We start from the raw sequence: 23,833 nt of genomic DNA on the forward strand, positions 1-23,833 counted from the left end.
GTCAGAAGGCATAGGCGTCACGGCGGCGCGCGTCGCCGCGCTGCAGCCAGCCGATCACGGTGGTGCGCACGCGCTGGCGGAAGCGGTCCCAGCCGGTGGGGTTGCTCACGACCTGCGCCTTGTAGAACGAAGGGCACAGCACGGCAGCGTGCGACACGTCGCCGCAGTTTCCGCAGCCCACGCAGCTTTCGAGCACGGTGGCGACGGGGTCGACGCGCAGCGGATCGGGGTTGGGCTTGATCGACAGCGACGGGCAGCCCGACAGGCGGATGCACGAGTGGTCGCCGGTGCAGGTGTCGGCATCGACACCGAATTTCTCGCGCACCATGCGCTTGCCATCGGCGATGGCCTTGCGTACCAGCGGCTTCTCGCGGCGCTGCTTGTTGAGCATGCACTCCGACTGGGCGATGAGGACCTTGGGGCCCTTTTTCGTCGTGGTGAGTGCTTCTTTCAGTGCATCGCGCATGCCGGCGACGTCGTAGGTGCGGCGCATCGTCTTCACCCACTCCACGCCCACGCCGCGCACGGCGCGCTCGATCTCGTGGCCGGTGCTGCGCGTCTTGTTGACGGCGTTCGACGAGAGGATGTCCTGCCCGCCCGTGGCCGAGGTGTAGTTGTTGTCGACGATGACGGTGAGGTTGTCGCTCTTGTTGAAGACCGCATTGGCCACGCCGCTCGTCAGGCCGTTGTGCCAGAAACCGCCGTCGCCCATCATCGAGATCGCGCGCTTGCCGGCGGGCGCGTTGAGCGCCGACGCACCCGCGCCACCGAGGCCGTAGCCCATGGTGGTGTTGCCGATGTTGAAAGGCGGCAGGATCGAGAACAGGTGGCAGCCGATGTCCGCGCTCACGTGGTGCGGACCGAGTTCGCGCTCGACCAGCTTCATGGCGCTGAAGATGGGGCGCTCCGGGCAGCCGGTACAGAAGCCCGGCGGGCGTGAGTGCACCACATCACCGAGTGCCGACGAGGGCTCCACGGGCTCGGGCGCGGCATCGACGCCGATGGCGGCCACCTCCTTCAGAGGGATCACCTTGCGCACCGGTGCGGGCACCGGCAGCGGCGCGAGGCGTTCGTAGCGCTCGCAGAAGGTGCGCGTGCCTTTCAGCAGTTCGAGGGTCGTGTATTCGCCAGCCACCGGCAGCATGTCCTTGCCATGCAGCGCGGTGGTGGAGCCGGCCTGGCGCAGGATGGTGGCGAGGTTCTGCTCGACGAAGTTGGGCTGGCCTTCTTCCACCACCAGCACGGCGCGCTTGCCTTCGCAGAAGCGGATGACTTCGCTCTCGATGACAGGGTACGCCACGTTCATCACATACAGCGGCACCTGCGTGTTGCCGTACACGTCGGCCAGGCCCAGGCGTTCGAGCGCACGCAGCAGCGTGTTGTAGCTGCCACCCTGCACGATGATGCCGATGTCGTCGGCGTCTTCGGAGAAGAACTCGTTGAGCTTGCGCTCCTCGATGAAGCGCACGGCAGCGGGCCAGCGGTCTTTCACCTTCTCTTGTTCATGCACGAAGCTCGCGGGCGGCAGCACGATGCGGCCGACGTCGCGCTGCGGGTTCTCCAGCGCTTCCTTCAGCGTGAACTTGGCGCGCTTGTTGTCGCCAGCGACGAAGTGGCCGTGCACATGGCAGGCGCGGATGCGCAGCTGCAGCATCACGGGCGTATTGCTGGCTTCCGAGAGATCGAAGCCCTGCTTCACCGCATCGACGATGCTCGGCAGATTGGGACGCGGGTCGAGCAGCCAGATCTGCGACTTCATCGCGAACGCATGGCTGCGCTCCTGCATGATCGACGAGCCTTCGCCGTAGTCCTCGCCCACGATGATGAGCGCGCCACCGGTGACGCCGCCCGAGGCCAGGTTGGCCAGCGCATCGGACGCCACGTTGGTGCCCACGGTGGCCTTGAAGGTCACGGCGCCGCGCAGCGGGTAGTTGACGGAGGCGGCCAGCGTGGCGGCGGCGGTGGCTTCGCTGGCGCTGTTCTCGAAGCGGATGCCCTGCTCGGAGAGGATGTCCTGCGCATCGGCCAGCACGTCCATCAGGTGCGAGATGGGCGCGCCCTGGTAGCCCGCCACATACGACACCCCCGACTCCAGCAGGGCCTTGGTGACGGCCAGAATGCCTTCACCACGGAATACATCGCCACCAGAAAGTCGCAGCTTCTTGACTTCTTCGACGAACGAACGCTCAGCCATGGATGTCCTTCTTCTTTCTCGTGGGAGGATGCGGCCCGAGGGGTCACATCACGGTTCCTATAATGTTTAGAAATGAATGTATCCACAATCATGAATTACCCTAGCCATGCAATCCGCATGCCTGCGGCACACGGGAGGCACCTTCATGTCTGAACCATCCAGGGAAACGCATCGCTTCGTCGATGACTACCTGCCCGCGCTGCTCGCGCAGGCCAGCCAGCTGATCTCCTCGGAGTTCCACGAGGTGGCGCGACAGCAGGGCTTCTCGGTGTCGGAGTGGCGCGTGATGGCGTCGCTCGCGGGCAGCGAGGCGGTCAGCATCGGCCAACTCGCGCAGGTGACGGTGACCAAACAACCGACGGTGACGCGGCTACTCGACCGCATGGAAGCGCGCGGACAGGTCGAGCGTCTGCCCCACGAGAGTGATCGCCGCATCACACTGGTGCGCATCACGCCCGCAGGGTTGAAAGCGGTCGAGCACCTGATGGAACTGGCGCGCGAGCACGAGCGCCGCGTGCTCGAACCCTTCGGCCTGCGACGCGCCGAAGAGCTGAAGCAGACGCTGCGGCAGATGATCGACCTGCATGTGCATGTGCCGGTCGAGGTGCCGGACGAAGACTGAGGCGCGCTGCCGAAGAGGAAGAACTAGGGAACGAGCACTGCGCGGCCGCGATGGCCGCGTTGTGCGATCCAGTCGAGTGCCAGCGCGGCATCGGCGAGCGCGAAGGGCTGCACGTCGAGATGCAGGCGGCCATCGGCCAGCCGTGCAAGCAACTCTGGAGCGGCTGCGCGGCCTGCGGCTTCGCGCCGGAACATGTTGAGCGGCAGCAATGCCACGTCACGCTGCAGGAAGTGCGCGATGTCCAGATGCAGCGACGGACCGGCGGTATAGCCGATCAGCACGGCGCGACCGCCAGGGCTCACGGCAGGCAAGGCGGCAGCGAGCACGTCGCCGCCGACGGTGTCGATGAGCAGGTCGGCGCTGGCGACTTCTGGTGGTCCCACTTTCGGATCGACGGCCGTCGCGGCGCAGCCCGCATCGCGCGCAAGCTGCATCACCAGGGACCCCACCGCGCCACTCGCACCCGTCACCAGAACCTGCTCTCCGGGCTGCAATCGCGCGACGTCGTGCAAGGCGACCCAAGCCGATGTGGTGGGCGAGAAGAACGCCGCACCGAGCGTCATCGGCACCGCGTCGGGCAGCACGCCGAGTGCGTCGTCGGGCGCATCGATCAACTCGCACCAGGTGCCGTCGAACAGCGTGCCCAGGCCGCTGCCGCGCAACCACACGCGCTGCCCGACGGCATGGCGCTCGCTCGCGACGACGATGCCTGCAGCTTCCACGCCCGGTATGTAGGGCAATGGCGGATGCCGCAGGAAACGGCCCTGCCAGACGGTGCGATCGATGTGGCCGACGGTCGCAGCCTCCATGCGTACGAGCGTACGGCCCGGTCGCGCCACGGGGTCGGGCATTTCTTCCAGCGTGGGCGCGGCATCGAAGCCATGGATGCGAATCGCCTTCATGGCCGTGTCGCTAGAAAGTCGAGCACCGTGCGCGCGAAGACGTCGGGCATCTGGTCGGGCAAGGGCACCATGCCGCCGTCGATGTCGGCGATGCGCGCCTGCGGCAGCTGATGCTGCAGTTCCGCCGCGTGTGGCGAGGCGAAGGGGTCGAGTGTGGCGCGCACGATGAGCGTCGGTTGCGTCACGCGGCCGATGCGATCTTCCATGCGGTACGAGGCGACTGCGCGGTGCCCGTCTTCCACGCGAAGGCCGACCTTCAACGCATCGTGCACAAAGGCCTCGAGCAGGTCCGGGCGTCCCGGCGGATAGAAAGCCTGCCGCTTCTGCCACAGCGCCGCGAGGTGACTGCCGTCGTCGCTGGGCGCCACTTCGTCGATGGGCGGGCGCTGCGCGCGGGCGCGGCGGAACGCCTCGTCGGTGTATGGCGTGGACGACAGCACGAGGCTGCGCACGCGCTCGGGAAACGCAGCAGCCAGTTCGATCGCGACCACGCCGCCGGTGTGATGCCCCACCACGTCGGCCTGCGCAATGCCGAGCGCATCGAGCAGCTCGCACGCCACGCGCGCCCACTGCGCGATGCTTGCCGGCACGCCGCCGTCCGCCGAGTCGCCGAAGCCCGCCGTGTCCATCGCGATGGCGCGGTACCCGACACCGGCGATCAACGGCAGCACCTCGCGGTACTCGGTCCAGCTGCGCGGCGACTGGTGCAGCAGCAACACAGCCGGCGCCTGTGCATCGCCGCACGCGGCGTAGTGCACCTGCCCCACCGACAGATCGGCGAAGGCGCGGCGGATCGTCATGACAGGGTCTCGTCGGCCGGTGCACGCCACAGGCCGGCGTGCTTCAGTTCGCCGAGCGTGCGCGAGAGCACGTCGCGCCGGTAGGCGGCGGTGTCGCGGCCTGCGTAGTCGTAGAAGCCGCTGCCGCTCTTGAGGCCGAGGCGTCCTTCCTCGACCATGCGCCCGATGACGGCCGGCGCGGTGTAGCGCCCTGCGTCGAGCGAGGCCGACATCTCGCGGCTTGCGTGGTGCAGGATGTCGGCGCCGCCGAAGTCGATGAACTCGACCACGCCGAGCGCCGCGAAGCGCAGGCCCAGACCGTAGCGCGTGGCCTTGTCGATCTCCTCGGCGGTGGCGGCGCCCTCCTCGATCATGCGGGCCGCCTCGTTCATCACGAGTGCCTGCAGGCGCGGCACGATGTAGCCGGGCGACGCGCCGCAGACCACCGGCAGCTTGCCGATGGCTTCCATCAGCGCCTTGGTGCGCGCGAGCACGCCGGCGTCGGTGCCTGGGTGGCAGCTCAGCTCGACCACGGGGATCACGTAGGCCGGATTGAGCCAGTGCATGTTCAGGAAGCGCTCGGGGCGCCGCACCAGCGCGGCCAGTTGCGTCACGAGGATGCTGCTGGTCGTCGAGGTGAGGATCGCGTCGTCGCTGCAATGGCGGTTGATGTGCTCGAAGGCTTCGCGCTTGGCGTCGAGGGTTTCGGGCACGCCTTCGAACACCAGCTCGGCAGCAGCCAATGCGCGCGGTGCAGCACCGGCGTCGACGATGTCCACGCGCGCGGCGATGCGCTCGACCTGCGATGCATCGATCACGCCGAGTTGCGCCAGGCCGGAAAGGCTCGCCGCGATTTCCGCGCGCGCCTCGTCGTGCAGGCGCTGCCAGGCCTCGGAGGTACGCGGGCGCAGGTCGATCAGCGAGATGCGGTGGCCCGCATAGGCGAACGCGATGGCGATGCCGCGGCCCATGCGGCCGGCGCCCACGGCGGCGAAGCGCGGCGCTGCAGACTCATTCGCCATCGTGCAGCTTCTGCTTGAGCTGGGCCGCGCTCAGGCCGGCCAGGCCCAGGCTTTCGAAGGTGCGCGGGCCCTGGCGCAGGTCACGCCCGAGGAAGCCGCCGACGATGGCCAGCAGGCCGTGCGCAATGGGCGCATCGACACCCGTGTGGCGCGCGGCCGAGGCCAGAAAGGCCAAGCCGAGCTCGGTGTCCTCGGTGATGTAGCGATGCGTGTGCAGGTCGATGTTCTCGCGCCAGTCGCCCGACTTGACGAGCTGCTTGTGCGCGTCGCCGTACATCCACTGGTCGTTGTTGTAGTGGTCGGCCAGCGGATAGTGCGGCGCGCCCTGCCCGAAGGCCTCGCGCACGGCCATGCGCTCGCGGTCGAGCCTGTCGGTCACGTCGCGCACGGCGCGCTGCGTGCCCTCGTTGTGGATGTCCCAGCGCTCGAAGTGCTGCAGAGGCGCGGCATTCATCACCATCAGCGGCGGGTGGATGACGGGGCCCGCGTTCATCAGCGCGCCCGAGAGCGCGTCACCGCAGCCGTGCACGGCCGGGTAGGCGCGGCGGATCACCTCGATCGCCTGCGCTTCCTTTCGCGCCGGGTAGACGCCGGTGGGCAGGCGGATGGCGCGGATGGTGACGTTGACTTCGCGCTCGCCGTGCTTGCGCGCGAGATACGGCAAGGTGCCGGTCTCGGCCCAGGCCACGTCGGCGCGGTTGCCCGCTGCCTTCACCGCCTGCGCCATCACGTAGCTGCCGAAGGTCCCGGGCGGCAGGAACACGACCTGGCCGTCGACCAGGTGCGGCGCCATGGCCAGCGCGATGTCGTGCTGGGCGATGGCAGGCGTGGGAATGACGATGAGCTCCGCGCCCTTCAGCGCGGCGCCGATGTCGGCGGTGGCGAGCGCGATGGGCACTTCGCGCGCGCCGGCGGCGTCTTTCAGCGTGATCGCGCCGGCTTGCACGAGCGGCTCGAGCGCCGCAGCGTCGCGACGCCACAGGCGCACTTCATGGCCGGTTTCAGACAGGTCCGCAGTCGCCGCATAGGCGCCGTGACCACCCCCAAGAATCGCAATTTTCATGATCGAAAGTCGAGAACAGGTGTCGATGAACCGGCTGCCGCGAACGGATCCGGGAGAAGCAATGCGCCATTACATTACTTTTCATCGATTCAGGTGTCAATCAAATTCATGCGCACCCGACTGCTCGGAAACCCGACAACGAAAAAGCCCGCGTTCGTGAGAAGCGCGGGCTTTCGAGGGGAAGCGGCCTGGTTTCAGGCCGACTGGAAGGGACGATCAGCGGCTGGGCTTGAACGCGCGCTTTTGCGCGTCACGGGGCACGAACACCTTGCCCGGGCCGCCGTGACCACCGCCGTTGCCGCGCGGTGCGAAACCTTCGCGGGGAGCGAAGCCTTCACGGGGCGCAAAGCCGCCGTCGCCGCGACCACCATGGCCGTGGCCGCCGCGCGGGGCGCTGTCGCCCCAGCCCGGCTTGCGACCGTAGCCGCCGCCATTGCCGCCATCGTCACGGCCGCCGCCGAAGCCGGCGTTGTGACCCTGGAAGCCGCGCGGGCCTTGGCCCTGGGCGGGACCGCGCGAGTTGCGGTCGTTGAAGCCGCTGGCGCCCGAATAGTTGCGGTCGTTGCCGCCGCGATAGCCACCGCCATTGCCGCCGCCGAACTTGCGGTCGCGCGACTGGAAGTCGCCACGGCCACCGCGGAACTCGCCTTGCGGCGGGCGCGATTGGGGCATGCGCTGTTGCGGCTCCAGGCCCGGCACCACTTCCGACTTGAACTGCTGGCGGCTGTAGTGCTCGATGTCCATGATCCGGCGACGGTCGCGGAACTCGGCGAAGGTGACGGCGATGCCGTCGCGGCCGGCACGGCCGGTGCGGCCGATGCGGTGGGTGTAGTCCTCAGCCTTCATCGGCAGGCCGAAGTTGAAGACGTGGGTGATGGTCGGCACGTCGATGCCGCGGGCGGCCACGTCGGTGGCCACGAGGATCTGCACCTGGCCGTTGCGCAGCGCCATCAGGCGGCGGTTGCGCAGGCCCTGGCTCAGCGCGCCGTGCAGCGCGACGGCACTGAAGCCGTCCTGCTGCAGGTCGTTGGCGAGGCCGTCGCACTCGACCTGCGTGCTCGCGAACACGATGGCCTGGTTGATGCTGGTGTCGCGCAGCCAGTGGTCCAGCAGCTTGCGCTTGTGCGTCGCGTTGTCGGCCCAGAACAGCACCTGCTTGATGTTGGCGTGCTTTTCCTGCGGGCTGTCGATGGTCACGCGCTGCGGCTCGCGCATCACGCGAGCGGCCAGTTGCTGGATGCGCGGCGCGAAGGTGGCGCTGAACATCATGGTCTGCTGGCGCTCGATGGTGAGCTGGTTGACTTCAGCCAGGTCGTCGGCAAAGCCGAGGTCGAGCATGCGGTCGGCTTCGTCGACCACCAGGAACTTGACCTGGTCGAGCTTGATCTGCATCGAACGCTGCAGGTCGAGCAGGCGGCCCGGCGTGGCGACCACGAGGTCGGCGTTCTGCAGCTTGGCGATCTGCAGCTGGTAGGGCATGCCGCCCACCACGTTGGCGACGCGCAGGCCGCGGCAGTGGCGAACCAGTTCGATGGCGTCGTGCGCGACCTGCTGCGCGAGTTCGCGCGTCGGGCACAGCACCAGGGCGCCAGGGGTGGCGGCCTTGAAGTGGCGGGCGTTGGTCGGGTCCTTGCGCTTGGGCTTCTTGGGCGGCGCTTCGCCGCGGGCAGCAGCTTCGTCGGCCAGGCGCTGGAACTCGGCGCGGGCTTGCGCCTCGGCTTCGGCCTGGCGCTTGATCAGCGTGTGCAGCACAGGCAGCAGGAAGGCGGCGGTCTTGCCCGAACCGGTCTGGCTCGACACCATCAGGTCGACGAAACGGGCCGAGCCCTCTTCGCCCATGGCGATCGGCACGACCTTTTCCTGCACGGTGGTCGGCTGTGTGAAGCCCATGTCGGCCACGGCGGCGATCAGTTCGGGGGCGAGGCCCAGCTTGATGAAACCGTTGGGCGTGGCAGGCGCTTCGGCTTCGGCGGCCTCGGGGGCTGCGGCGTCCAGTGCGTCGAGGATCGGAGCCTCGGACACGGTTTCCGCGACAGCGGTGAATTCGTTGTGGGTAGCGGATTGCACAGGCGCGAGTTCGCCCTGCGCTTCAAAAGCGTCGGTCATGAATGTCAATCTCAAACGCGAGCGCTGCCGTGGGCGGCGCCCCGTTGGTGGTTAAAAACATCAACCATCCAACGACATTCAACTTTCGACTCTCGTCGAAGGCTGCGGCCCTTTTTGATCAGCGGATGCGATCGGGCGCGGTGTGCAAGATAGGGAGATGCGAGAGACGCTGATCTGTGTCCAAAGACGGGTTCAAATCAGCGAAGCCTGCGATTATGGCACGGCTTCGGGTTTTTACCTAATTCCCTGTCGACGTATCGCCCATCGGCTCAATCGGTCAGGCGCAGGAAGGTCTCCCGGTAGTGCGCCAGTTCCTCGATGGACTCGTGCACGTCGGCCAGCGCGGTGTGCGCCTGCTGCTTCTTGAAGGCGCTGTAGGCCGCGGGCTTCCAGCGCTTGGCCAGCTCCTTGAGGGTGCTGACGTCGAGGTTGCGGTAGTGGAAGTACGCCTCGAGCTTGGGCATGAACTTGACCAGGAAGCGCCGGTCCTGCCCGATGGTGTTGCCGCACATCGGCGAACCGGTGCGCGGGATGTACTTGGCGATGAACTCCAGCAGTTGCTGCTCGGCCGCGGCTTCGTCGAGCGTGGAGGCCTTCACCTTGTCGATCAGGCCGCTGCGGCCGTGGGTGCCCTTGTTCCAGGCGTCCATGCCATCGAGCACGGCGTCGCTCTGGTGGATGACCAGCACGGGGCCATCGATGCGGGGCGTGAGGTCGGGGCCGGTGACGACCACGGCGATCTCGAGCAGGCGCTCTTTCTCGGGGTCGAGGCCGCTCATTTCGCAGTCGAGCCAGACCAGGTTCTGGTCGCTTTTCTTGAGGGTGGGAACGGTTGCGGGGGGCGTCGGGTCAAGGGATTCGGGCATCGCAGGATTGTCGTCGAAGGCCTGCGCCCCCACGGACCGCGGACTAAACTCGCCGCTTCATGATGTCTTATTCGCTCATCTTCACCCTTGCCTTCGCGGCGGCGCTCGTTGCGGGCCTGCTCGTGAAGTTCTGGCTGGCCACCCGCCAGGTGCGCCACGTGGCGCGCCACCGTGGCGCCGTGCCGGCCGCTTTTGCCCAGACCATCACGCTCGCCGCGCACCAAAAGGCGGCCGACTACACCATCGCCAAGGCCCGCTTCGGGCTTGTCGAAATGGCCTGGGGCGCCGCCCTGCTGCTCGGCTGGACGCTGCTCGGCGGGCTCGACGTGCTGAACAAGCTGCTGCTGGTGTGGCTGGGTGGCGGCATGGTGCAGCAACTGGCGCTGCTGGCGGCCTTCGCGGCCATCGGCGGCCTGCTGGAGCTGCCGTTCACGCTGTGGCAGACCTTCCGGCTCGAGGAGCGCTTCGGCTTCAACAAGATGACCTGGAAGCTCTGGCTCACCGACACCCTCAAGTCGACGCTGCTCGGCGCGCTGATCGGCCTGCCGATCGCCGCGCTGATCCTGTGGCTCATGGGCGCGGCCGGCACGCTCTGGTGGCTGTGGGCCTGGGGCGCGTGGATGGGCTTCAACCTGCTGCTGATGCTGATCTACCCGACCTTCATCGCGCCGCTGTTCAACAAGTTCAAGCCGCTGGACGACCCTACGCTCAAGGCGCGCGTCACCGCACTCATGAAGCGCTGCGGCTTCGCGGCCAAGGGCCTGTTCGTGATGGACGGCAGCACGCGCAGCGCACACGCGAACGCGTACTTCACCGGCTTCGGCGCCAGCAAGCGGGTGGTGTTCTACGACACGCTGCTGCGCCAGCTCAACGCCGGCGAAGTCGAGGCCGTGCTCGCGCACGAACTCGGCCACTTCAAGCACCGCCACATCGTCAAGCGCCTCATCGCGATGTTCGCGCTGAGCCTGGCGGGCTTTGCGCTCCTGGGCTGGGTGTCGACCCAGGTCTGGTTCTATGCCGGCCTCGGCGTGCAGCCCAACCTGTCGCCAGCCGCCCCCAACAACGCGCTGGCGCTGCTGCTGTTCATGCTGGCCGTGCCGGTGTTCAGCTTCTTCGTCGCCCCGCTGCCGGCGCGCCTGTCGCGCAAGCATGAGTTCGAAGCCGACGCCTACGCCGTGGCACAGACCAGCGGCGCAGACCTGTCGGCCGCGTTGCTCAAGCTGTACCAGGACAATGCCTCGACGCTCACGCCCGACCCGGTGTTCGTCAAGTTCTACTACTCCCACCCCCCGGCCTCCGAGCGCCTCGCGCGAATGACATGACTCACCCCCAGTCTTCGCGCACTTCGTGTCGCTTCGCCAACCCCCTTTCAGGGGGCAACATCTGCGGCCCGGCAAAGCCGGTTCCGCGGTGTTCCGCGATCTGCCTTTAATAGGACCCCCAATGAATCAGAGCATGTTCAAACCCAAGGACTGGAAGAACCTCCCGCCTCGCAAGGCCCTGAGCGCCACCGAAATCGTCTCGGGCCTGGCCCAGCTCGATGGCTGGAAGCTCACCGGCGACGGCGCCGATGTCGCCATCGAAAAGACCTTCACCTTCGCGAACTACTTCGAAACCATCGCCTTCGTGAACGCACTGGCGATGGTGGCCCACACGCAGGACCACCATCCCGACCTGTCGGTGCACTACAACCGCTGCGTGGTGCGCTTCAACACGCACGACGTGAACGGCCTCTCGATCACCGACTTCGACTGCGCGCGCCAAGCCGACGCGCTGGTCGCAAGCCCCGCCGCATGACGGACCGCGCCCTTGGCTAAGCCCGGCCGCGTCGCCGCACCCGCAGCCTCCGGCGCTGCAAAGGCGCGCCACGACGGCCTCGTCGTCGCCAGCCACGGGCGCCACTGCCTCGTCGAAACGCCCACGGGCGAGCGACTGATCTGCCACCCGCGCGGCAAGAAGAGCCAGGCCGTGGTCGGCGACCGCGTGCGCTGGCAGGCCTCCGAAGACGAAGGCACCATCGAAGAGGTGCTGCCACGGCGCAACCTCTTCTACCGGCAGGACGAGATCCGCACCAAGTCGTTCGCGGCCAACCTCGACCATGTGCTGATCCTGATCGCGGCCGAACCCGAGTTCTCCGAACACCAGTTGGCGCGTGCGCTCATCGCGGCCGAAGCCGAGCGCATCACGCCCATCATCGCGCTCAACAAGAGTGATCTCGTCGAGCCCTTCGAGCGCGCCTGGAACAAACTGGCGCCCTACCGTCGCATGCACCACGGCGTGCTGCCGCTGTCGCTCAAGGCCTCGGGCGAGACGGACTACGCCTCGTTGATGAAGCTGCTGGCGGGCAAGTCGACACTGGTGCTCGGCCCGTCCGGCTCCGGCAAGAGCACGCTCACCAACCTGCTCGTGCCCGGTGCAAGCGTGCTGACGCAGGAGATTTCGCAGGCGCTCAATTCGGGCAAGCACACGACCACCAGCACCACCTGGTACTGGATCGACGAAGCCCGCACCACCGGCCTCATCGACTCGCCGGGCTTCCAGGAATTCGGCCTGAACCACATTGCCCCGATGCAGCTTGCGGGCCTGATGCCCGACATTGCCGAGCACACGGGCGACTGCAAGTTCTACAACTGCACCCACCTGCATGAGCCCGGCTGCGGCGTGATCTCGAACGTCGAAACGCCGACGCAGCCGGGGCCGATCAGCGCATCGCGCTACAAGATCTACGGCGAGCTGTTCGCCGAGCTGAGCCAGACGCGCTACTGATACGGGTTTGCAATCAAAGTGAGAACAAGGCGCGACGCCGCAGACAGTGCTGAAGCACGGCAAGGCGACGCAACGCGGTTATCACTTTGATTGCAAACCCGTATAAGCGGCGTCGGGCTCGAGGATGGCCTGCAGCGCCTGCACCAGCGCGCTGCACTGCGCCCGCGTGCCGATGCTGATGCGCAGGTACTGCGCGATGCGCGGCTGTTTGAAATGCCGCACCAGCACCGCACGCTCGCGCAGCAGGGCAGCCAACTCGGCCGCATCGCGTTGCGGATGCCGCGCGAACACGAAGTTGGCCTGCGACGGCAGCACCTCGAAGCCAAGGTCTTCGAGCTGCAGGCCTAAGCCCTCGCGCGTGTCGACGACCTGATCGCGCGTTTTCCGGAACCACGCCTCGTCCTCCAACGAAGCCACGGCGCCGGCGGAGGCCAGCCGGTCGATCGGGTAGGAGTTGAAGCTGTCCTTGACCCGAACGAGTGCATCCATCAGATGCGCCTGCCCGCAGGCGAAACCCACCCGCAGGCCGGCCAGCGAACGCGACTTGGACAGCGTCTGCACCACCAGCAGGTTCGGATGGCGGCCGATGAGCGACAGCGCGCTCTCGCCACCGAAATCGACATATGCCTCGTCGACCAGCACGACACGATCGGGGCAGGCCGCAAGCAGCTGCTCGATGCGCGCCAGCGGCTGACCGATACCGGTCGGGGCATTCGGATTTGCGATCACGATGCCACCGCAACCCTGGCGGGCGCGCGCCGCGCACGCATCGATGTCGATGCGCAATCCGTCATCGACCGGCAGCTGCTCGCAGGCGATGCCGTAGAGCTGGGCATAGACCTTGTAGAAGCTGTAGCTCACGTCGGGCATCAACAGCGGCTCGGCCTGCTGGAAGAAGGCAAAGAACGCGTGCGCGAGCACTTCGTCCGAGCCGTTGCCCGCGAACACTTCGCCGACCTGCAGGCCGTGCCGGCGCGCCACGGCTTCGCGCAGCGCGAGCGAGGTGGGGTCGGGGTAACGCTCGAGCCCGTCGGCAGCCGCGCGCTGGATCGCCGCGATGGCGCTCGGCGACGGTGGGTACGGGTTCTCGTTGGTGTTGAGCTTGACGAGGTTGGCGATGCGCGGCTGCTCGCCGGGCACGTAGGGTTCGAGCGCGCCGATACGCGGACTCCAGAAGGCCGGCACGGGCGGTGTGGTCATGGGCGTGTGTCCTCGCGCCCGCTCAGCCGAGCAGCCGCGCGAGCGTGAGCAAGGCCAGCAACACCATCCACATCACGACCGAGCGCCAGACCAGGCCGACCACGCTGCGCAGGTGGCCTGGCTCGGGCTCGCGCCCCGGGGTGCTGCCGCTATCCAGGCGCCGCCCGGCGGTCGGCGACTCGCCAGCCTGCGCGCGTGGCAGCGGATCGGTCACCGGAATGGGGCTCAGCGAGCCACCGCCCAGGCGCACGTTCACCGCGCCGGACGTGGCCGCCAGGATCACGCCGTCGTTCTCGTTGGGAAAGCGCCGCGCATCGTTGCGCCAGCAGTCGATGGCTTCTTCGAAACTGCCGACCACGGCGAAACCGAGTGCGGTGATGCGCGCGGGCAGCCAGTCGACGGCATGCCAGGCACGCTCGGCCGCATCCTGCACGGCCACGCTCGAAGGCTGCACCGCCGCGCCGTTCTTGTGGGCCCAGTAGCGCGCAACGAATTCGCTCATGCGATAGAAGACCGCGCCCGCCGGTCCCAGGCCGATGGCGGCCAGCACCGAGAACCAGGCCAGCACGCCGAAGACGTGCCGGTGCGCAGCAATGACCGAATGCTCGATCACATGGCGCACGATTTCGCTGCGCGGCAGTTCGGCGGCATCGACGCCCTGCCAGTGCGCCAGCAGCGAACGCGCGAGCGGCTCGTCGCCCTCGTCGAGCGCGTCGCGGATGTCGGTGAAGTGGTGGCTGAACTGGCGAAAGCCGAGCGTCATGTAGAGCACCGCGATGCTCCACAGCACGGCGAACGGCAGGCCCAGCGTGAGCACCAACAGCCAGTGCACGCCCAACGCCAGCAGCGTCGGCACGAACACCGCGAGTCCCCAGGCGATCCATCCGTGATGCGGCTTGCCCGCATCGAAATTGCGGCTGGTCCAGCGCGTCCACGCCAGAACGCCGCCGTACACGGGGTTGTGCGGGCCCAACGGCCGCACCTGCTCGATCAGCAACGCGCACAGGATGGCAAAGAAGCTCATCCTTCGATGATAGCGAGCACACCTGAAGGTTTTTGCCTCAGGTTGCGCCCAATCAGACTCAGGCGGCGAGGAAGCGGTAGAGGTTGCGCAGCATGCCTGCGGTGGCGCCCCAGACGAAGCGCTCGTGCGGGCCGTCGGCGTAGGGCATCGAGTACCACTCGCGCCGCACGCCGTCGACCGCGCTGACCGCATGGCGGCGGTGATTGGCGGGGTCCATCAGCCAGGCCAGCGGCACCTCGAAGGCCTCGGCCACCTCGAACGGATTGATGTCCAACACGAAGTCTGGCTGCACCAGCGCGACCACCGGCGTGACGACGAACGAGGTGATGGTCGTGTAGGTCGGCAGCGTGCCAAGCACCTCGATGAACTGTGCCGACAGGCCCACCTCTTCCCAGGCTTCGCGCAGCGCGGCGGCCTGGATGTTGGCGTCTTCGGGGTCGACGCGGCCGCCAGGAAACGCGACCTGCCCCGAATGGGTCGACAGGTGCGTGGTGCGCTCGGTGAGCAGCACGGTCGCGCCTTGCGGACGCTGCACGATCGGCACCAGCACCGCCGCCTGGGCCGGCGCCCGGTCGGTCATGCCGCGATCCCGACGCAACTCGGGCGTCCACACGGGCGGCGAGGCAAAGCGCGCCCTCAATGCCGTTGCCGTCAGCTGCACCGACGCCACTGCCGGCAAACCATCGCTTCCGTCCACGAAGGGCACCTGTCGCGGGTCGAACTGCAGCAACGCGGGCGGCACCACGGCATTGACGGGTTCGACGATGGCGGAGGGCGTGGGGGCGGAAGTAGAGGAGGTCAAGAGATGAAGCAGCCTGTGGCGGGATGAAGGGAGTAGAGCGTAAAAATGAAAGTCTGTCTTGCACGCATGCGTGCGCGGCACCAACGCAAAAAGCCGCCAGAACGGCGGCTTTTTGCAGCAGAAGGAAGGCGACCGATTAAGCGGCCGACGCAGCCTTCGGCGACTTGCCCGGCAGCTTTTCCTTGATGCGTGCCGAACGGCCGCTGCGCTCGCGCAGGTAGTACAGCTTGGCACGGCGCACATCGCCGCGACGCTTGACTTCGATGCCGGCGATCAGCGGGCTGTAGGTCTGGAACGTACGTTCCACGCCTTCGCCGCTGGAGATCTTGCGCACGGTGAAGCCGCTGTTGAGGCCACGGTTGCGCTTGGCGATCACGACGCCTTCGTAGGCCTGCACGCGCTTGCGGCTGCCTTCGACGACGTTCACGCTGACGATGACCGTGTCACCGGGCATGAAATCGGGAATGGTCTTGCCGAGACGGGAAATTTCTTCCTGCTCGAGGGTCTGGATGAGGTTCATGATTTCCTGGATATCGATCGTTTCGGGCTGCACTAAAGGCGCCGTGGGCTTTGGCGGGAGAACCGCCAGAAAACCGGGCGCGGCCGGACAGAGGATCGGGGAACCGCAAATTATAGCTTTTTTTTCAACGCAGCCTCATCGGCCTTGTTCAGCTTGCCAGCAGCGCGGGCGGCATCGATCAGCTCAGGGCGCCGTGCGGCCGTGATGGCCAGGCGCTGGTCGCGCCGCCAGCGTTCGATCTGTGCATGGTGGCCGGAGAGGAGCGGCGCCGGAACGCCCTGCCCGCTCCATTGCTCGGGCCGCGTGTAGTGCGGGCAATCGAGCAGCCCGTCGAGCGCCGGGTTGAAGCTGTCCTGCACATGGCTGGCTTCGTCACCCAGCACGCCGGGCTGCAGCCGGGCGACGGCGTCGAGCAAGGCCATGGCCGCGATTTCGCCGCCGGACAGCACGAAGTCGCCGAGGCTGATCTGGTGGGTGATGCGCGCGTCGACGAAGCGCTGGTCGATGCCTTCATAGCGACCACAGACCAGCACCGCGCCTTCACTCGCCGACCAGCGCTCGACGGCCTCATGGCGCAGCGCCTCGCCGATGGGCGAGAACAGCACCACCGGGGCCGGCGCCCCGCGGGCCGCCAGTGCGGCGTCGAGGCAGGCCGCCAGGGGCTCCGCCATCATCACCATGCCGGGTCCGCCGCCGAACGGACGGTCGTCCACGCGCTTGTAGTTGCCCTGTGCGAAATCGCGCGGATTCCACAGCACGAGCTCGACCTGCTTCGATTCGTAGGCACGACGGGTCACGCCGCTGGCCACGAAGGGTGCGAACAGTTCAGGGAAAAGCGTGAGGACGTCGAAGCGCATGCGCGCAAAGCCCGTAAGAGCCCGATCAGAAATCGGGTTGCCAGTCGACCGTGATGAGCCGGCCAGACAGGTCGACCTTGTCGACGAAGGCCGAGACGAACGGCACCATGCGCTCGATGGTCTTGCCGTCTTCTTCGGCCGCCAGCACCAGCGTCGTTTGCGGACCGGTCGCGAGCAGTTCGCGCACCGTACCCAGCGTCACGCCTTCGCGGTTGACGACCGACAGGCCGATCAGGTCGACCCAGTAGTACTCGTCGTCGCCGGCGGTCGGGAAGCTCGAGCGCGGCACGAACACGCGCGCGCCGCGAAGCGCCTCGGCCGCATTGCGGTCAGGCACATCCTCGGACCAGGCGACGATGCAGTCGGAATGTTCTTTGGCTTCGCGGACCGCGAGCCGGAAAGCAGCAGGCGTGGAGGCTCCGGGAGCCTGCAGGAACCAGCGCTTGGAAGAAAAAAGCGCCTCGGGTTGGGCGCTGTGGGGCAGGACCTTGAACCAGCCCTTGATGCCCCAGGCATCGGCGATGCGTCCGACCTCGATCGCATCCGCCGGCAGTTCGGCGGCTTCGAGTGTGGGCAGCATCGCCGTGCGGACGGCTTAGGCTGCCGCCTTGGGCGCCGCGGCAGCGGCTTGCTTGATCAGGCGCAGCACCGTCGGCGAAGCCTGGGCACCGACGCTCTTCCAGTACGCGAGGCGGTCCTGGGCGATGCGGATGCTTTCTTCGTTTTCCTTGGCGGTCGGGTTGTAGAAACCCAGGCGCTCGATGAAACGGCCATCGCGGCGAACGCGCTTGTCCGACACGACGATGTTGAAGAACGGACGGCCTTTGGAGCCGCCGCGGGAGAGTCGAATGACGACCATGATTTATCCTTGGGTGGTCAGCGAGCCAGTTCAATGAGAAAGCGACCCGCTCACGATGTTCTTCCAGCGTCGAGACACGCGACATGGCCACCCGGCCAGCGCACGCTGAAAAGCCCACGATTATAGCCCGACCCCGGTTTTTCTCCGAATCCGGCCTTGCGCCGCCTGCTTCCGCCCACATGCCCGTCACCATCCGCCCCAGTCGCGACGAAGACATCGCCGCCATCACGGCCATCTATGCCCACCACGTGCTGCACGGCACCGGCACCTTCGAAACCGCGCCCCCGTCCGAGGCCGACATGTCGGCCCGACGCGCCGATGTGCTGGGCAAAAACCTGCCGTACCTCGTGGCCGAAGAAAACGGCGAAGTGTTGGGTTTTGCCTACTGCAACTGGTTCAAGCCCCGGCCGGCCTACCGGTTTTCGGCCGAAGACTCGATCTACATGTCCGACGCCGCGCGCGGCAAGGGCCTGGGCACCCAGTTGCTGGCGGCGCTCTCGCAGGCAGCCGAAGCGGTCGGCGTGCGCAAGCTGATTGCGGTGATCGGCGATTCGGCCAACGCCGGTTCGGTCGGCGTGCACCGCAGCCAGGGCTTCACGCACGTGGGCGTGCTGAAGGACTGCGGCTGGAAATTCGATGCCTGGCGCGATGTGGTCCTGATGGAAAAAGTGCTCGGCGAAGGCAGCCGCACGAAACCCGAATGATGAAAAAGATGAAAAGCAAGACCGTGGCCGCCTGGCTCTCCTTCCTCGGGGGCCCGCTGGGCCTGCACCGCTTCTACCTGCGTGGCATGGGCGACTGGCTCGGTTGGCTGCTGCCCATTCCTACCGCGCTGGGCATCTACGGCATCGAGCGCTTGCGCATGTACGGCGTGGACGACGGCGTGAGCTGGGCACTGATCCCGCTGCTCGGCTTCACGATCGCGGGTTGCGCATTGATGGCGATCATCTACGGCCTGATGACACCCGAGAAGTGGAATGCCCGCTTCAACGCCGGCGCACCGGCCGACGCCGCGCCGGGCCAGACCAACTGGCTCACGATCGGCGCCGTGGTAGCTTCGCTGTTCTTCGGCAGCTCGATCCTGATGGCCAGCATCGTCTACAGCTTCCAGCACTACTTCGAGCACCAGATCGAAGAAGGCCGAAAAATCTCGCAGTAACTGTTGCTCGCCCCCAGGCTGCGCGCACTTCGTGTCGCTTCGCCAACCCCCTACCGGGGGCGGGCCGGCCGCTTCGGGCGGCCGTGCGCGGCGGCCCTCCCGAATGAAAAAGAGGCAGCGCGGGCTGCCTCAGTGCTTTAGAAAATTTGCCAGCTGAGCCAGTAGGCTATTGCCGCCACGAAGGCCGAGGCGGGAATGGTCAGGATCCAGGCCCAGACGATGTTCCCCGCCACGCCCCAACGCACCGCGCTGGCGCGCTGCGCGGAACCGACGCCGACGATGGCGCCCGTGATGGTGTGGGTGGTCGACACGGGAATGCCCAGCGCCGTGGCCAGGAACAGGGTCAGCGCCCCGCCGGTTTCAGCACAGAAGCCGCCCACGGGCTTGAGCTTGGTGATCTTCTGGCCCATGGTCTTCACGATGCGCCAGCCGCCGAACATGGTGCCGAGCGCGATCGCGGCATAGCAGCTCACGATGACCCAGGTCGGTGGTGCGGCGTCGCCGGCCGATGCGTAGCCGGTGGCAATCAGCAGCATCCAGATGATGCCGATGGTCTTCTGCGCGTCGTTGCCGCCGTGGCCCAGGCTGTAGGCACCGGCCGAGACCAGCTGCAGCCGCCGGAACCACCGGTCCACGCGCGACGGCGTGGCGCGCCGGAAACCCCAGGCCACCACGATCATCATCAGCGAGCCCAGCAGGAAGCCCAGCAGCGGCGACACGAAGATGAACGCCACGGTCTTCCAGATGCCCGAGGCCACCAGGCCACCGGTGCCGGTCTTGGCGATCACGGCGCCCACGATGCCGCCGATCAGCGCATGCGAGGAGCTGCTCGGAATGCCGTAATACCAGGTGACGAGGTTCCAGCTGATCGCGCCGATGAGCGCCCCGAACACCACGTGCACATCGACTACCCCCGGCTGGGCGATGCCCTTGCCGACGGTGGCCGCCACGCTCAGGTGAAAGACGAAGATGGCGATCAGGTTGAAGAAAGCCGCGAACACCACGGCCTGTCCCGGCCGGAGCACCCCGGTGGACACCACCGTCGCGATCGAGTTGGCGGCGTCGTGGAAGCCGTTCATGAAGTCGAACGCGATCGCGAGCGCGACCAGCACCACCACCACCCAGAGGGCGACCTGCACCGTTGTCATCGGCTGCTACCCGCTCAGGAATTCTCGAGGACGATGCCCTCGATCACGTTGGCCACGTCCTCGCACTTGTCGGTGATCGTCTCGAGCAGTTCGTAGATCGCCTTGAGCTTGATGACCTCGCGCACGTCCGGCTCCTCGCGGAACAGCTTGCTCATGGCGCTGCGCATCACGCGGTCGGCGTCGGATTCGAGGCGATCGATTTCCTCGCAGGTCTTGAGCGTGGCCTCGGCCACGGTCGGGTCGGCGATCTTGCCGAGGTACTTCACGGCGTCCTTGAGGCGGTCGCAGCACTTCACGCTCAGGGCCGTGAGGCGCACGATCTCGTCGGTCATGTGGCGCACGTCGTACAGCGCCATGGTCTCCGCCGAGTCCTGGATCAGGTCGGCCACGTCGTCCATCGTGTTGATGAGCTTGTGGATCTGCTCGCGGTCGATGGGCGTGATGAAAGTCTTGTGGATCAGGCGGTTGACGTCGTGCGTCACACGGTCCGCAGCGCGCTCGGCGTTGTCGACGTCGCGGTTGTACTGCTCGCGCAGGTGCACGTCCCCGTAGTGGGTGACGAGCTGTTCGAACGCGCGCGCCGCCTCGACGATGCGGTCGGCATGCTGGTTGAACATTTCAAAAAAATTGCCCTCTCGGGGCAGCAGCTTGCCGAACATGGAAAAACTCCTGAGACGCGCCAATCACAATTTCATGACGCCTTCGTGAAAACTTCCCCGAGTTTAACGGGCATGTCCGGAACGATCGTCCGCACCAGGAATCGGGCCGACGGGAAACAGCGATCAGCGCGACGCCGCCCGAGAGCACGCGGCCCCGATGACGTCGAGCAGGTACAGCGGCCTGCCGGCCGCTCGGGGATCAGCGGATTTTCTGGATGACCTGGCCGGTCACACGTGCCAGCGCGGCACGCGGCACCTTATCGGGTGCGATCTCGGCGAGCGGCTTGAGCACGAAGGCACGCTCGCGCATGCGCGGGTGCGGCAGGGTCAGCGTGGGGCTCTCGATGGCCGAGTTGCCGTGCATCAGCAAATCGAGATCGAGCGTGCGCGGCGCGTTGGGAAACGGCCGCTCACGGCCTGCCAGCGTTTCCAGGCGCTGCAATGCGATGAGCAGTTGCTCCGCATCCAGCCCGGTGCGCACAGCCACCACGGCGTTGATGAAATCGGGGCCTTCGGCATCGACCGGCGCGCTGCGATACAGCGACGAGCGGGCCGTGACCACGGTGCGCTGCAGCTCGCCGATGGCGGCCATGGCTTCCTTCACGGTCGCCTCGGCATCGCCCAGGTTGGCGCCGATGGCGACGAAGGCCTGCACGGTCGGGTAGTCCTCGCGCGGACCGCGCGGACGCGTGGGTGCGCGGCGCACGGGCGGGCCGCTCTTGCTGCCACCCGCTGATGGTTTGCCTGCGACACGCGGTGCTGCAGCCTTCGTCGCGGGCTTGCCCCCCTTGGCCGCAGGGCTCTTCCTGCTGTCCTTCGGTCGGTCGGACGTACTCATTCGCCTGCGGCGCTCCCGCCGCCCTCGCTGCCACCACCGCTACCGCCGCCCACCGGGCGCGGCTTGCGCCGACGCTTGCGCTTGCGCGGCGCGGCGGCTTCGCCGTCCGGCGGCACGGCACCGGCCTCGAAGTCGGGCCCGGCGCCGTCGTCCGACTCGACGGCCTGCTTCTGGCGCGCCGGTTGCTCGCTGCGCGGCTTGGACGCAGGCGCCGCCGGGTCACGCAGGCGCACGCGCTGGCGCACCTTCTGTTCTTCGCGCACCTGCTCGAGCAGGTCCTGGCGGCGCAGGTCGTCGGCGGTGCTGAACTCCTGCCACCACTCGGCGATGGCCTCGCCGACCTCGCCCACGTCGGCACGCAAGCGCATGAAGTCGAAGGCGGCGCGGAAGCGCGCCTGTTCGACGAGGCTGTAGGGCGTGGAGCCGGTGCGCTTGTCGAAGCGCGGCTGCATCATCCAGATCTCGCGCATGTCGGCGGCCAGCTTGCCGCGGCCCGACACGTCGCCGATGCGGGCATTGAACACGTCGTCGATGGCGTCCTGCAACGCCGGGAACGGCGGCTGAGGGCGCTGGCCGTGACGGCCTTCTTGGCGCTGGGCCCAGCCGTCGCGCACGTCGGCCCACAGCACGCAGGCCAGCAGGAAACTGGGGGCCACGGGCTTGCCTTCGCCCACGCGGCGGTCGGTGTCCTGCAGGGCGGCTTTCACGAAGGGCTGGTCGGCGCGCTCCACCACCACGTCGAGCAGCGGGTAGATGCCCCTGGCCAGCCCGAGCTTGCGCAGCTGCTCGACCGTCGCGATGGCGTGGCCGGTCTGCAGCAGCTTGAGCATTTCGTCGAACAGGCGGCTTTGGGGCACGTCGGCCAGCAGCTTGCTCGACTCGACCAGCGGCGCGGCGGTCTTGGCTTCCATTTTGAAACCGAGCGCGGCCAGCTTGGCCGAGAAACGGATGGCGCGAATGATGCGCACCGGGTCTTCGCGGTAGCGCGTGGCCGGGTCGCCGATCATGCGCAGCGTGAGCTTCTGGGCGTCCTTGATGCCGTTGTGATAGTCCACCACGACCTGGTTGGCCGGGTCGTAGTACATGGCGTTGACGGTGAAGTCGCGGCGCGCCGCGTCTTCTTCCTGCGGGCCCCAGACGTTGTCGCGCAGCACGCGGCCGCTGGCGTCCACGGCGTGCTTCATGCTCGCAAGTTCGCCCTTGCTGGTGCGCTCGTTGCCCGTGACCTGCTCGGCGGCGGTGTTGTCGAGGTAGGCACGGAAGGTCGAAACCTCGATCACCTCGTGCTCGCGACCCCGGCCGTACACCACGTGCACGATGCGAAAACGCCGGCCGATGATGAAAGCGCGGCGGAACAGCGACTTGACCTGTTCGGGCGTGGCATTGGTGGCCACGTCGAAGTCCTTTGGACGCAGGCCCAGCAGCAGGTCGCGCACCGCGCCGCCCACCACGTAGGCCTCGTAGCCGGCCTGCTGGAGCGTGGTGACCACGTTCTTCGCGCGTTCGTCAACCAGGGCGGGATCGATCTTGTGAACCTCTGCCGGCACCTCCTGGCGCTTGCCGAAGCGGCTCTTGCCCTGCGTGCCGCCGGCGGACTTGCCGAGCAGCTTGTCGATGAATTTCTTGATCATTGGTTGTTTTTCGAGGAGGAGCAGGCGCTTCTTCTTATTCGTTTTCGAGCATGGAGCGGATCAGCGGAATGGTGATCGCGCGTTGGGTCTGCAGGGCGTAGCCGTCGAGCTGCGACAGCAGCTCCATCAGGCTGCCGAGGTCGCGGCTGAAGCGGTGCAGCATGAAGTCGAGCACGTCGTCGGACAGCATCACGCCGCGCGCATCGGCTGCCTGGCGCAGCACGGCGCGGCGTTCGCTTTCGCTCAGCACCTGCAGATGGAACACATGGCCCCAGCCGAGGCGGGTGCGCAGGTCTTCGCGCAGCGGCAGGTCGGCCGGCGGCAAGGCGCCGGCGGCGACCACGCCGCGCTGCAGGGTCTGGGCGTTGACAAACCAGTTGAAGGCCGCGTGCTGCTGCACGGCGGTGTAGAGGTGGACGTCGTCGAGCAGGACGGCGCCCCAGCGCTCGTCGAACTCGGGCGGCTCCAGCAGGCCGGCGTGCAGCCAGCCCACGCTGGCGCCCTGCTCGGCCAGTGCGACACGCACGGATTCGAGCAGGTGGGTCTTGCCACTGCCGCTGTCGCCCCAGAGGTAGGTCGGCACCGGCGAGTGCAGCGCGGGGCTGCCGTCGGCGCCGCCGACCCACACTTGCAGGTGTCGCAGCGCCGCCTCGTTGGGGCCGGCAAAAAAGGCGTCGAAGCTGGGGCCCGTCGCAATGCCGATATCGAGCGCGAGCTGTTTCATCCCGGGAAGGTTCATGGAGGGGGCCCGGAGGGCCCTTAAAATCGTGAGGAATTCTATCGGCCCGGCCGCCTCGGTCGCCGGCGCCTCCCCTG

25 protein-coding genes are annotated in these 23,833 nt (G+C 67.3%); 6 read left to right on the forward strand and 19 right to left on the reverse strand.

The window, feature by feature from the left end; all coding sequences use genetic code 11:
• Position 1: 1 nt before the first annotated feature.
• Entirely contained in the window at positions 2-2,194 is a 2,193-nt protein-coding gene (locus tag D3H34_RS23190; protein WP_119556600.1) for a thiamine pyrophosphate-dependent enzyme, read from the reverse strand.
• Positions 2,195-2,339: 145 nt separating this feature from the next.
• On the opposite strand from D3H34_RS23190, the gene D3H34_RS23195 reads away from it, so the two are divergent.
• The gene (locus D3H34_RS23195; RefSeq protein WP_119556621.1) at positions 2,340-2,816 is read left to right on the forward strand and encodes a MarR family winged helix-turn-helix transcriptional regulator; all 477 of its coding nucleotides are present in this window, start codon (positions 2,340-2,342) and stop codon (positions 2,814-2,816) included.
• A gap of 23 nt (positions 2,817-2,839) precedes the next feature.
• Here the strand turns inward: D3H34_RS23195 and D3H34_RS23200 are convergent, their stop codons facing one another.
• The 6 genes from D3H34_RS23200 to orn all read right to left on the reverse strand — a co-directional run bounded on the left by D3H34_RS23200 (position 2,840) and on the right by orn (position 9,554).
• Entirely contained in the window at positions 2,840-3,718 is an 879-nt protein-coding gene (locus D3H34_RS23200) for a quinone oxidoreductase family protein (protein ID WP_119556601.1), read from the reverse strand.
• Positions 3,715-4,518, reverse strand: coding sequence for an alpha/beta fold hydrolase (locus tag D3H34_RS23205; RefSeq protein ID WP_119556602.1), 804 nt, complete (start codon positions 4,516-4,518; stop codon positions 3,715-3,717). The genes D3H34_RS23200 and D3H34_RS23205 overlap by 4 nt, the downstream gene beginning before the upstream one ends.
• Positions 4,515-5,519 carry a 3-hydroxybutyryl-CoA dehydrogenase gene (locus tag D3H34_RS23210; protein ID WP_119556603.1) on the reverse strand — a complete coding sequence of 335 codons (1,005 nt, stop codon included), beginning with the start codon at positions 5,517-5,519 and terminating at the stop codon, positions 4,515-4,517. Before D3H34_RS23210 ends, D3H34_RS23205 begins: the two co-directional genes overlap by 4 nt.
• Entirely contained in the window at positions 5,509-6,582 is a 1,074-nt protein-coding gene (locus D3H34_RS23215) for an NAD/NADP-dependent octopine/nopaline dehydrogenase family protein (RefSeq protein ID WP_119556604.1), read from the reverse strand. The genes D3H34_RS23210 and D3H34_RS23215 overlap by 11 nt, the downstream gene beginning before the upstream one ends.
• A 216-nt stretch (positions 6,583-6,798) precedes the next feature.
• Entirely contained in the window at positions 6,799-8,688 is a 1,890-nt protein-coding gene (locus tag D3H34_RS23220) for a DEAD/DEAH box helicase (RefSeq protein WP_119556605.1), read from the reverse strand.
• Positions 8,689-8,957: 269 nt separating this feature from the next.
• Entirely contained in the window at positions 8,958-9,554 is a 597-nt protein-coding gene (gene orn / locus D3H34_RS23225; protein WP_119556622.1) for an oligoribonuclease, read from the reverse strand.
• Between the two features lie 62 nt (positions 9,555-9,616).
• On the opposite strand from orn, the gene D3H34_RS23230 reads away from it, so the two are divergent.
• The 3 genes from D3H34_RS23230 to rsgA all read left to right on the forward strand — a co-directional run bounded on the left by D3H34_RS23230 (position 9,617) and on the right by rsgA (position 12,320).
• The gene (locus tag D3H34_RS23230; RefSeq protein WP_119556623.1) at positions 9,617-10,876 is read left to right on the forward strand and encodes a M48 family metallopeptidase; all 1,260 of its coding nucleotides are present in this window, start codon (positions 9,617-9,619) and stop codon (positions 10,874-10,876) included.
• Positions 10,877-11,009: 133 nt separating this feature from the next.
• Complete coding sequence (locus D3H34_RS23235) at positions 11,010-11,351, forward strand: 4a-hydroxytetrahydrobiopterin dehydratase (protein WP_286186119.1); 342 nt, start codon at positions 11,010-11,012, stop codon at positions 11,349-11,351.
• A 12-nt stretch (positions 11,352-11,363) separates the two neighbouring features.
• Complete coding sequence (gene rsgA / locus D3H34_RS23240; protein ID WP_119556607.1) at positions 11,364-12,320, forward strand: ribosome small subunit-dependent GTPase A; 957 nt, start codon at positions 11,364-11,366, stop codon at positions 12,318-12,320.
• Between the two features lie 81 nt (positions 12,321-12,401).
• Here the strand turns inward: rsgA and hisC are convergent, their stop codons facing one another.
• The 7 genes from hisC to rpsP form a co-directional block, all read right to left on the reverse strand.
• Positions 12,402-13,520 (reverse strand): histidinol-phosphate transaminase, encoded by a 1,119-nt coding sequence (gene hisC, locus D3H34_RS23245; protein WP_119556608.1) that lies wholly within the window; start codon positions 13,518-13,520, stop codon positions 12,402-12,404.
• A 22-nt stretch (positions 13,521-13,542) separates the two neighbouring features.
• The gene (locus D3H34_RS23250; RefSeq protein WP_119556609.1) at positions 13,543-14,544 is read right to left on the reverse strand and encodes a CobD/CbiB family protein; all 1,002 of its coding nucleotides are present in this window, start codon (positions 14,542-14,544) and stop codon (positions 13,543-13,545) included.
• Between the two features lie 58 nt (positions 14,545-14,602).
• A complete protein-coding gene (locus D3H34_RS23255; RefSeq protein ID WP_119556610.1) occupies positions 14,603-15,346 on the reverse strand; it encodes a CoA pyrophosphatase in 744 nt (247 codons plus the stop codon).
• Positions 15,347-15,482: 136 nt separating this feature from the next.
• Positions 15,483-15,866 (reverse strand): 50S ribosomal protein L19, encoded by a 384-nt coding sequence (gene rplS, locus D3H34_RS23260; protein ID WP_119556611.1) that lies wholly within the window; start codon positions 15,864-15,866, stop codon positions 15,483-15,485.
• Positions 15,867-15,976: 110 nt separating this feature from the next.
• On the reverse strand, positions 15,977-16,723 hold the full coding sequence (gene trmD, locus D3H34_RS23265; RefSeq protein ID WP_119556612.1) for a tRNA (guanosine(37)-N1)-methyltransferase TrmD: 747 nt from the start codon (positions 16,721-16,723) through the stop codon (positions 15,977-15,979).
• A 25-nt stretch (positions 16,724-16,748) separates the two neighbouring features.
• Complete coding sequence (gene rimM, locus D3H34_RS23270) at positions 16,749-17,303, reverse strand: ribosome maturation factor RimM (RefSeq protein WP_119556613.1); 555 nt, start codon at positions 17,301-17,303, stop codon at positions 16,749-16,751.
• Positions 17,304-17,318: 15 nt separating this feature from the next.
• Positions 17,319-17,582 carry a 30S ribosomal protein S16 gene (gene rpsP / locus D3H34_RS23275; protein WP_007831311.1) on the reverse strand — a complete coding sequence of 88 codons (264 nt, stop codon included), beginning with the start codon at positions 17,580-17,582 and terminating at the stop codon, positions 17,319-17,321.
• A gap of 179 nt (positions 17,583-17,761) precedes the next feature.
• On the opposite strand from rpsP, the gene D3H34_RS23280 reads away from it, so the two are divergent.
• Both D3H34_RS23280 and D3H34_RS23285 read left to right on the forward strand, forming a co-directional pair.
• A complete protein-coding gene (locus D3H34_RS23280; protein ID WP_119556614.1) occupies positions 17,762-18,286 on the forward strand; it encodes a GNAT family N-acetyltransferase in 525 nt (174 codons plus the stop codon).
• Between the two features lie 8 nt (positions 18,287-18,294).
• Positions 18,295-18,741, forward strand: a complete 447-nt coding sequence (locus D3H34_RS23285) for a TM2 domain-containing protein (protein WP_095950592.1) — start codon at positions 18,295-18,297, stop codon at positions 18,739-18,741.
• A gap of 137 nt (positions 18,742-18,878) precedes the next feature.
• On the opposite strand, the gene D3H34_RS23290 is transcribed toward D3H34_RS23285, so the two are convergent.
• The 5 genes from D3H34_RS23290 to hda form a co-directional block, all read right to left on the reverse strand.
• Positions 18,879-19,889, reverse strand: a complete 1,011-nt coding sequence (locus D3H34_RS23290) for an inorganic phosphate transporter (protein ID WP_119556615.1) — start codon at positions 19,887-19,889, stop codon at positions 18,879-18,881.
• A gap of 14 nt (positions 19,890-19,903) precedes the next feature.
• Positions 19,904-20,548, reverse strand: a complete 645-nt coding sequence (locus D3H34_RS23295; protein WP_119556616.1) for a DUF47 domain-containing protein — start codon at positions 20,546-20,548, stop codon at positions 19,904-19,906.
• A gap of 199 nt (positions 20,549-20,747) precedes the next feature.
• Positions 20,748-21,386 (reverse strand): 2-amino-4-hydroxy-6-hydroxymethyldihydropteridine diphosphokinase, encoded by a 639-nt coding sequence (gene folK, locus D3H34_RS23300; protein WP_119556617.1) that lies wholly within the window; start codon positions 21,384-21,386, stop codon positions 20,748-20,750.
• Positions 21,383-23,017 carry a polynucleotide adenylyltransferase PcnB gene (pcnB, locus tag D3H34_RS23305; protein WP_119556618.1) on the reverse strand — a complete coding sequence of 545 codons (1,635 nt, stop codon included), beginning with the start codon at positions 23,015-23,017 and terminating at the stop codon, positions 21,383-21,385. Before pcnB ends, folK begins: the two co-directional genes overlap by 4 nt.
• Positions 23,018-23,051: 34 nt before the next feature.
• Positions 23,052-23,741 (reverse strand): DnaA regulatory inactivator Hda, encoded by a 690-nt coding sequence (gene hda / locus D3H34_RS23310; protein ID WP_056571899.1) that lies wholly within the window; start codon positions 23,739-23,741, stop codon positions 23,052-23,054.
• Positions 23,742-23,833: the final 92 nt, after the last annotated feature.

The sequence above is a fragment of the Acidovorax cavernicola genome (assembly GCF_003581445.1).

Bases quoted from the DNA above. Each gene is read 5' to 3' on its own strand.
- D3H34_RS23190 (WP_119556600.1), bottom strand. From the start codon at position 2,194: ATGGCTGAGCGTTCGTTCGTCGAAGAAGTCAAGAAGCTGCGACTTTCT.
- D3H34_RS23195 (WP_119556621.1), top strand. From the start codon at position 2,340: ATGTCTGAACCATCCAGGGAAACGCATCGCTTCGTCGATGACTACCTG.
- D3H34_RS23200 (WP_119556601.1), bottom strand. From the start codon at position 3,718: ATGAAGGCGATTCGCATCCATGGCTTCGATGCCGCGCCCACGCTGGAA.
- D3H34_RS23205 (WP_119556602.1), bottom strand. From the start codon at position 4,518: ATGACGATCCGCCGCGCCTTCGCCGATCTGTCGGTGGGGCAGGTGCAC.
- D3H34_RS23210 (WP_119556603.1), bottom strand. From the start codon at position 5,519: ATGGCGAATGAGTCTGCAGCGCCGCGCTTCGCCGCCGTGGGCGCCGGC.
- D3H34_RS23215 (WP_119556604.1), bottom strand. From the start codon at position 6,582: ATGAAAATTGCGATTCTTGGGGGTGGTCACGGCGCCTATGCGGCGACT.
- D3H34_RS23220 (WP_119556605.1), bottom strand. From the start codon at position 8,688: ATGACCGACGCTTTTGAAGCGCAGGGCGAACTCGCGCCTGTGCAATCC.
- orn (WP_119556622.1), bottom strand. From the start codon at position 9,554: ATGCCCGAATCCCTTGACCCGACGCCCCCCGCAACCGTTCCCACCCTC.
- D3H34_RS23230 (WP_119556623.1), top strand. From the start codon at position 9,617: ATGTCTTATTCGCTCATCTTCACCCTTGCCTTCGCGGCGGCGCTCGTT.
- D3H34_RS23235 (WP_286186119.1), top strand. From the start codon at position 11,010: ATGTTCAAACCCAAGGACTGGAAGAACCTCCCGCCTCGCAAGGCCCTG.
- hisC (WP_119556608.1), bottom strand. From the start codon at position 13,520: ATGACCACACCGCCCGTGCCGGCCTTCTGGAGTCCGCGTATCGGCGCG.
- D3H34_RS23250 (WP_119556609.1), bottom strand. From the start codon at position 14,544: ATGAGCTTCTTTGCCATCCTGTGCGCGTTGCTGATCGAGCAGGTGCGG.
- rplS (WP_119556611.1), bottom strand. From the start codon at position 15,866: ATGAACCTCATCCAGACCCTCGAGCAGGAAGAAATTTCCCGTCTCGGC.
- trmD (WP_119556612.1), bottom strand. From the start codon at position 16,723: ATGCGCTTCGACGTCCTCACGCTTTTCCCTGAACTGTTCGCACCCTTC.
- rimM (WP_119556613.1), bottom strand. From the start codon at position 17,303: ATGCTGCCCACACTCGAAGCCGCCGAACTGCCGGCGGATGCGATCGAG.
- rpsP (WP_007831311.1), bottom strand. From the start codon at position 17,582: ATGGTCGTCATTCGACTCTCCCGCGGCGGCTCCAAAGGCCGTCCGTTC.
- D3H34_RS23280 (WP_119556614.1), top strand. From the start codon at position 17,762: ATGCCCGTCACCATCCGCCCCAGTCGCGACGAAGACATCGCCGCCATC.
- D3H34_RS23285 (WP_095950592.1), top strand. From the start codon at position 18,295: ATGAAAAGCAAGACCGTGGCCGCCTGGCTCTCCTTCCTCGGGGGCCCG.
- D3H34_RS23290 (WP_119556615.1), bottom strand. From the start codon at position 19,889: ATGACAACGGTGCAGGTCGCCCTCTGGGTGGTGGTGGTGCTGGTCGCG.
- D3H34_RS23295 (WP_119556616.1), bottom strand. From the start codon at position 20,548: ATGTTCGGCAAGCTGCTGCCCCGAGAGGGCAATTTTTTTGAAATGTTC.
- folK (WP_119556617.1), bottom strand. From the start codon at position 21,386: ATGAGTACGTCCGACCGACCGAAGGACAGCAGGAAGAGCCCTGCGGCC.
- pcnB (WP_119556618.1), bottom strand. From the start codon at position 23,017: ATGATCAAGAAATTCATCGACAAGCTGCTCGGCAAGTCCGCCGGCGGC.
- hda (WP_056571899.1), bottom strand. From the start codon at position 23,741: ATGAAACAGCTCGCGCTCGATATCGGCATTGCGACGGGCCCCAGCTTC.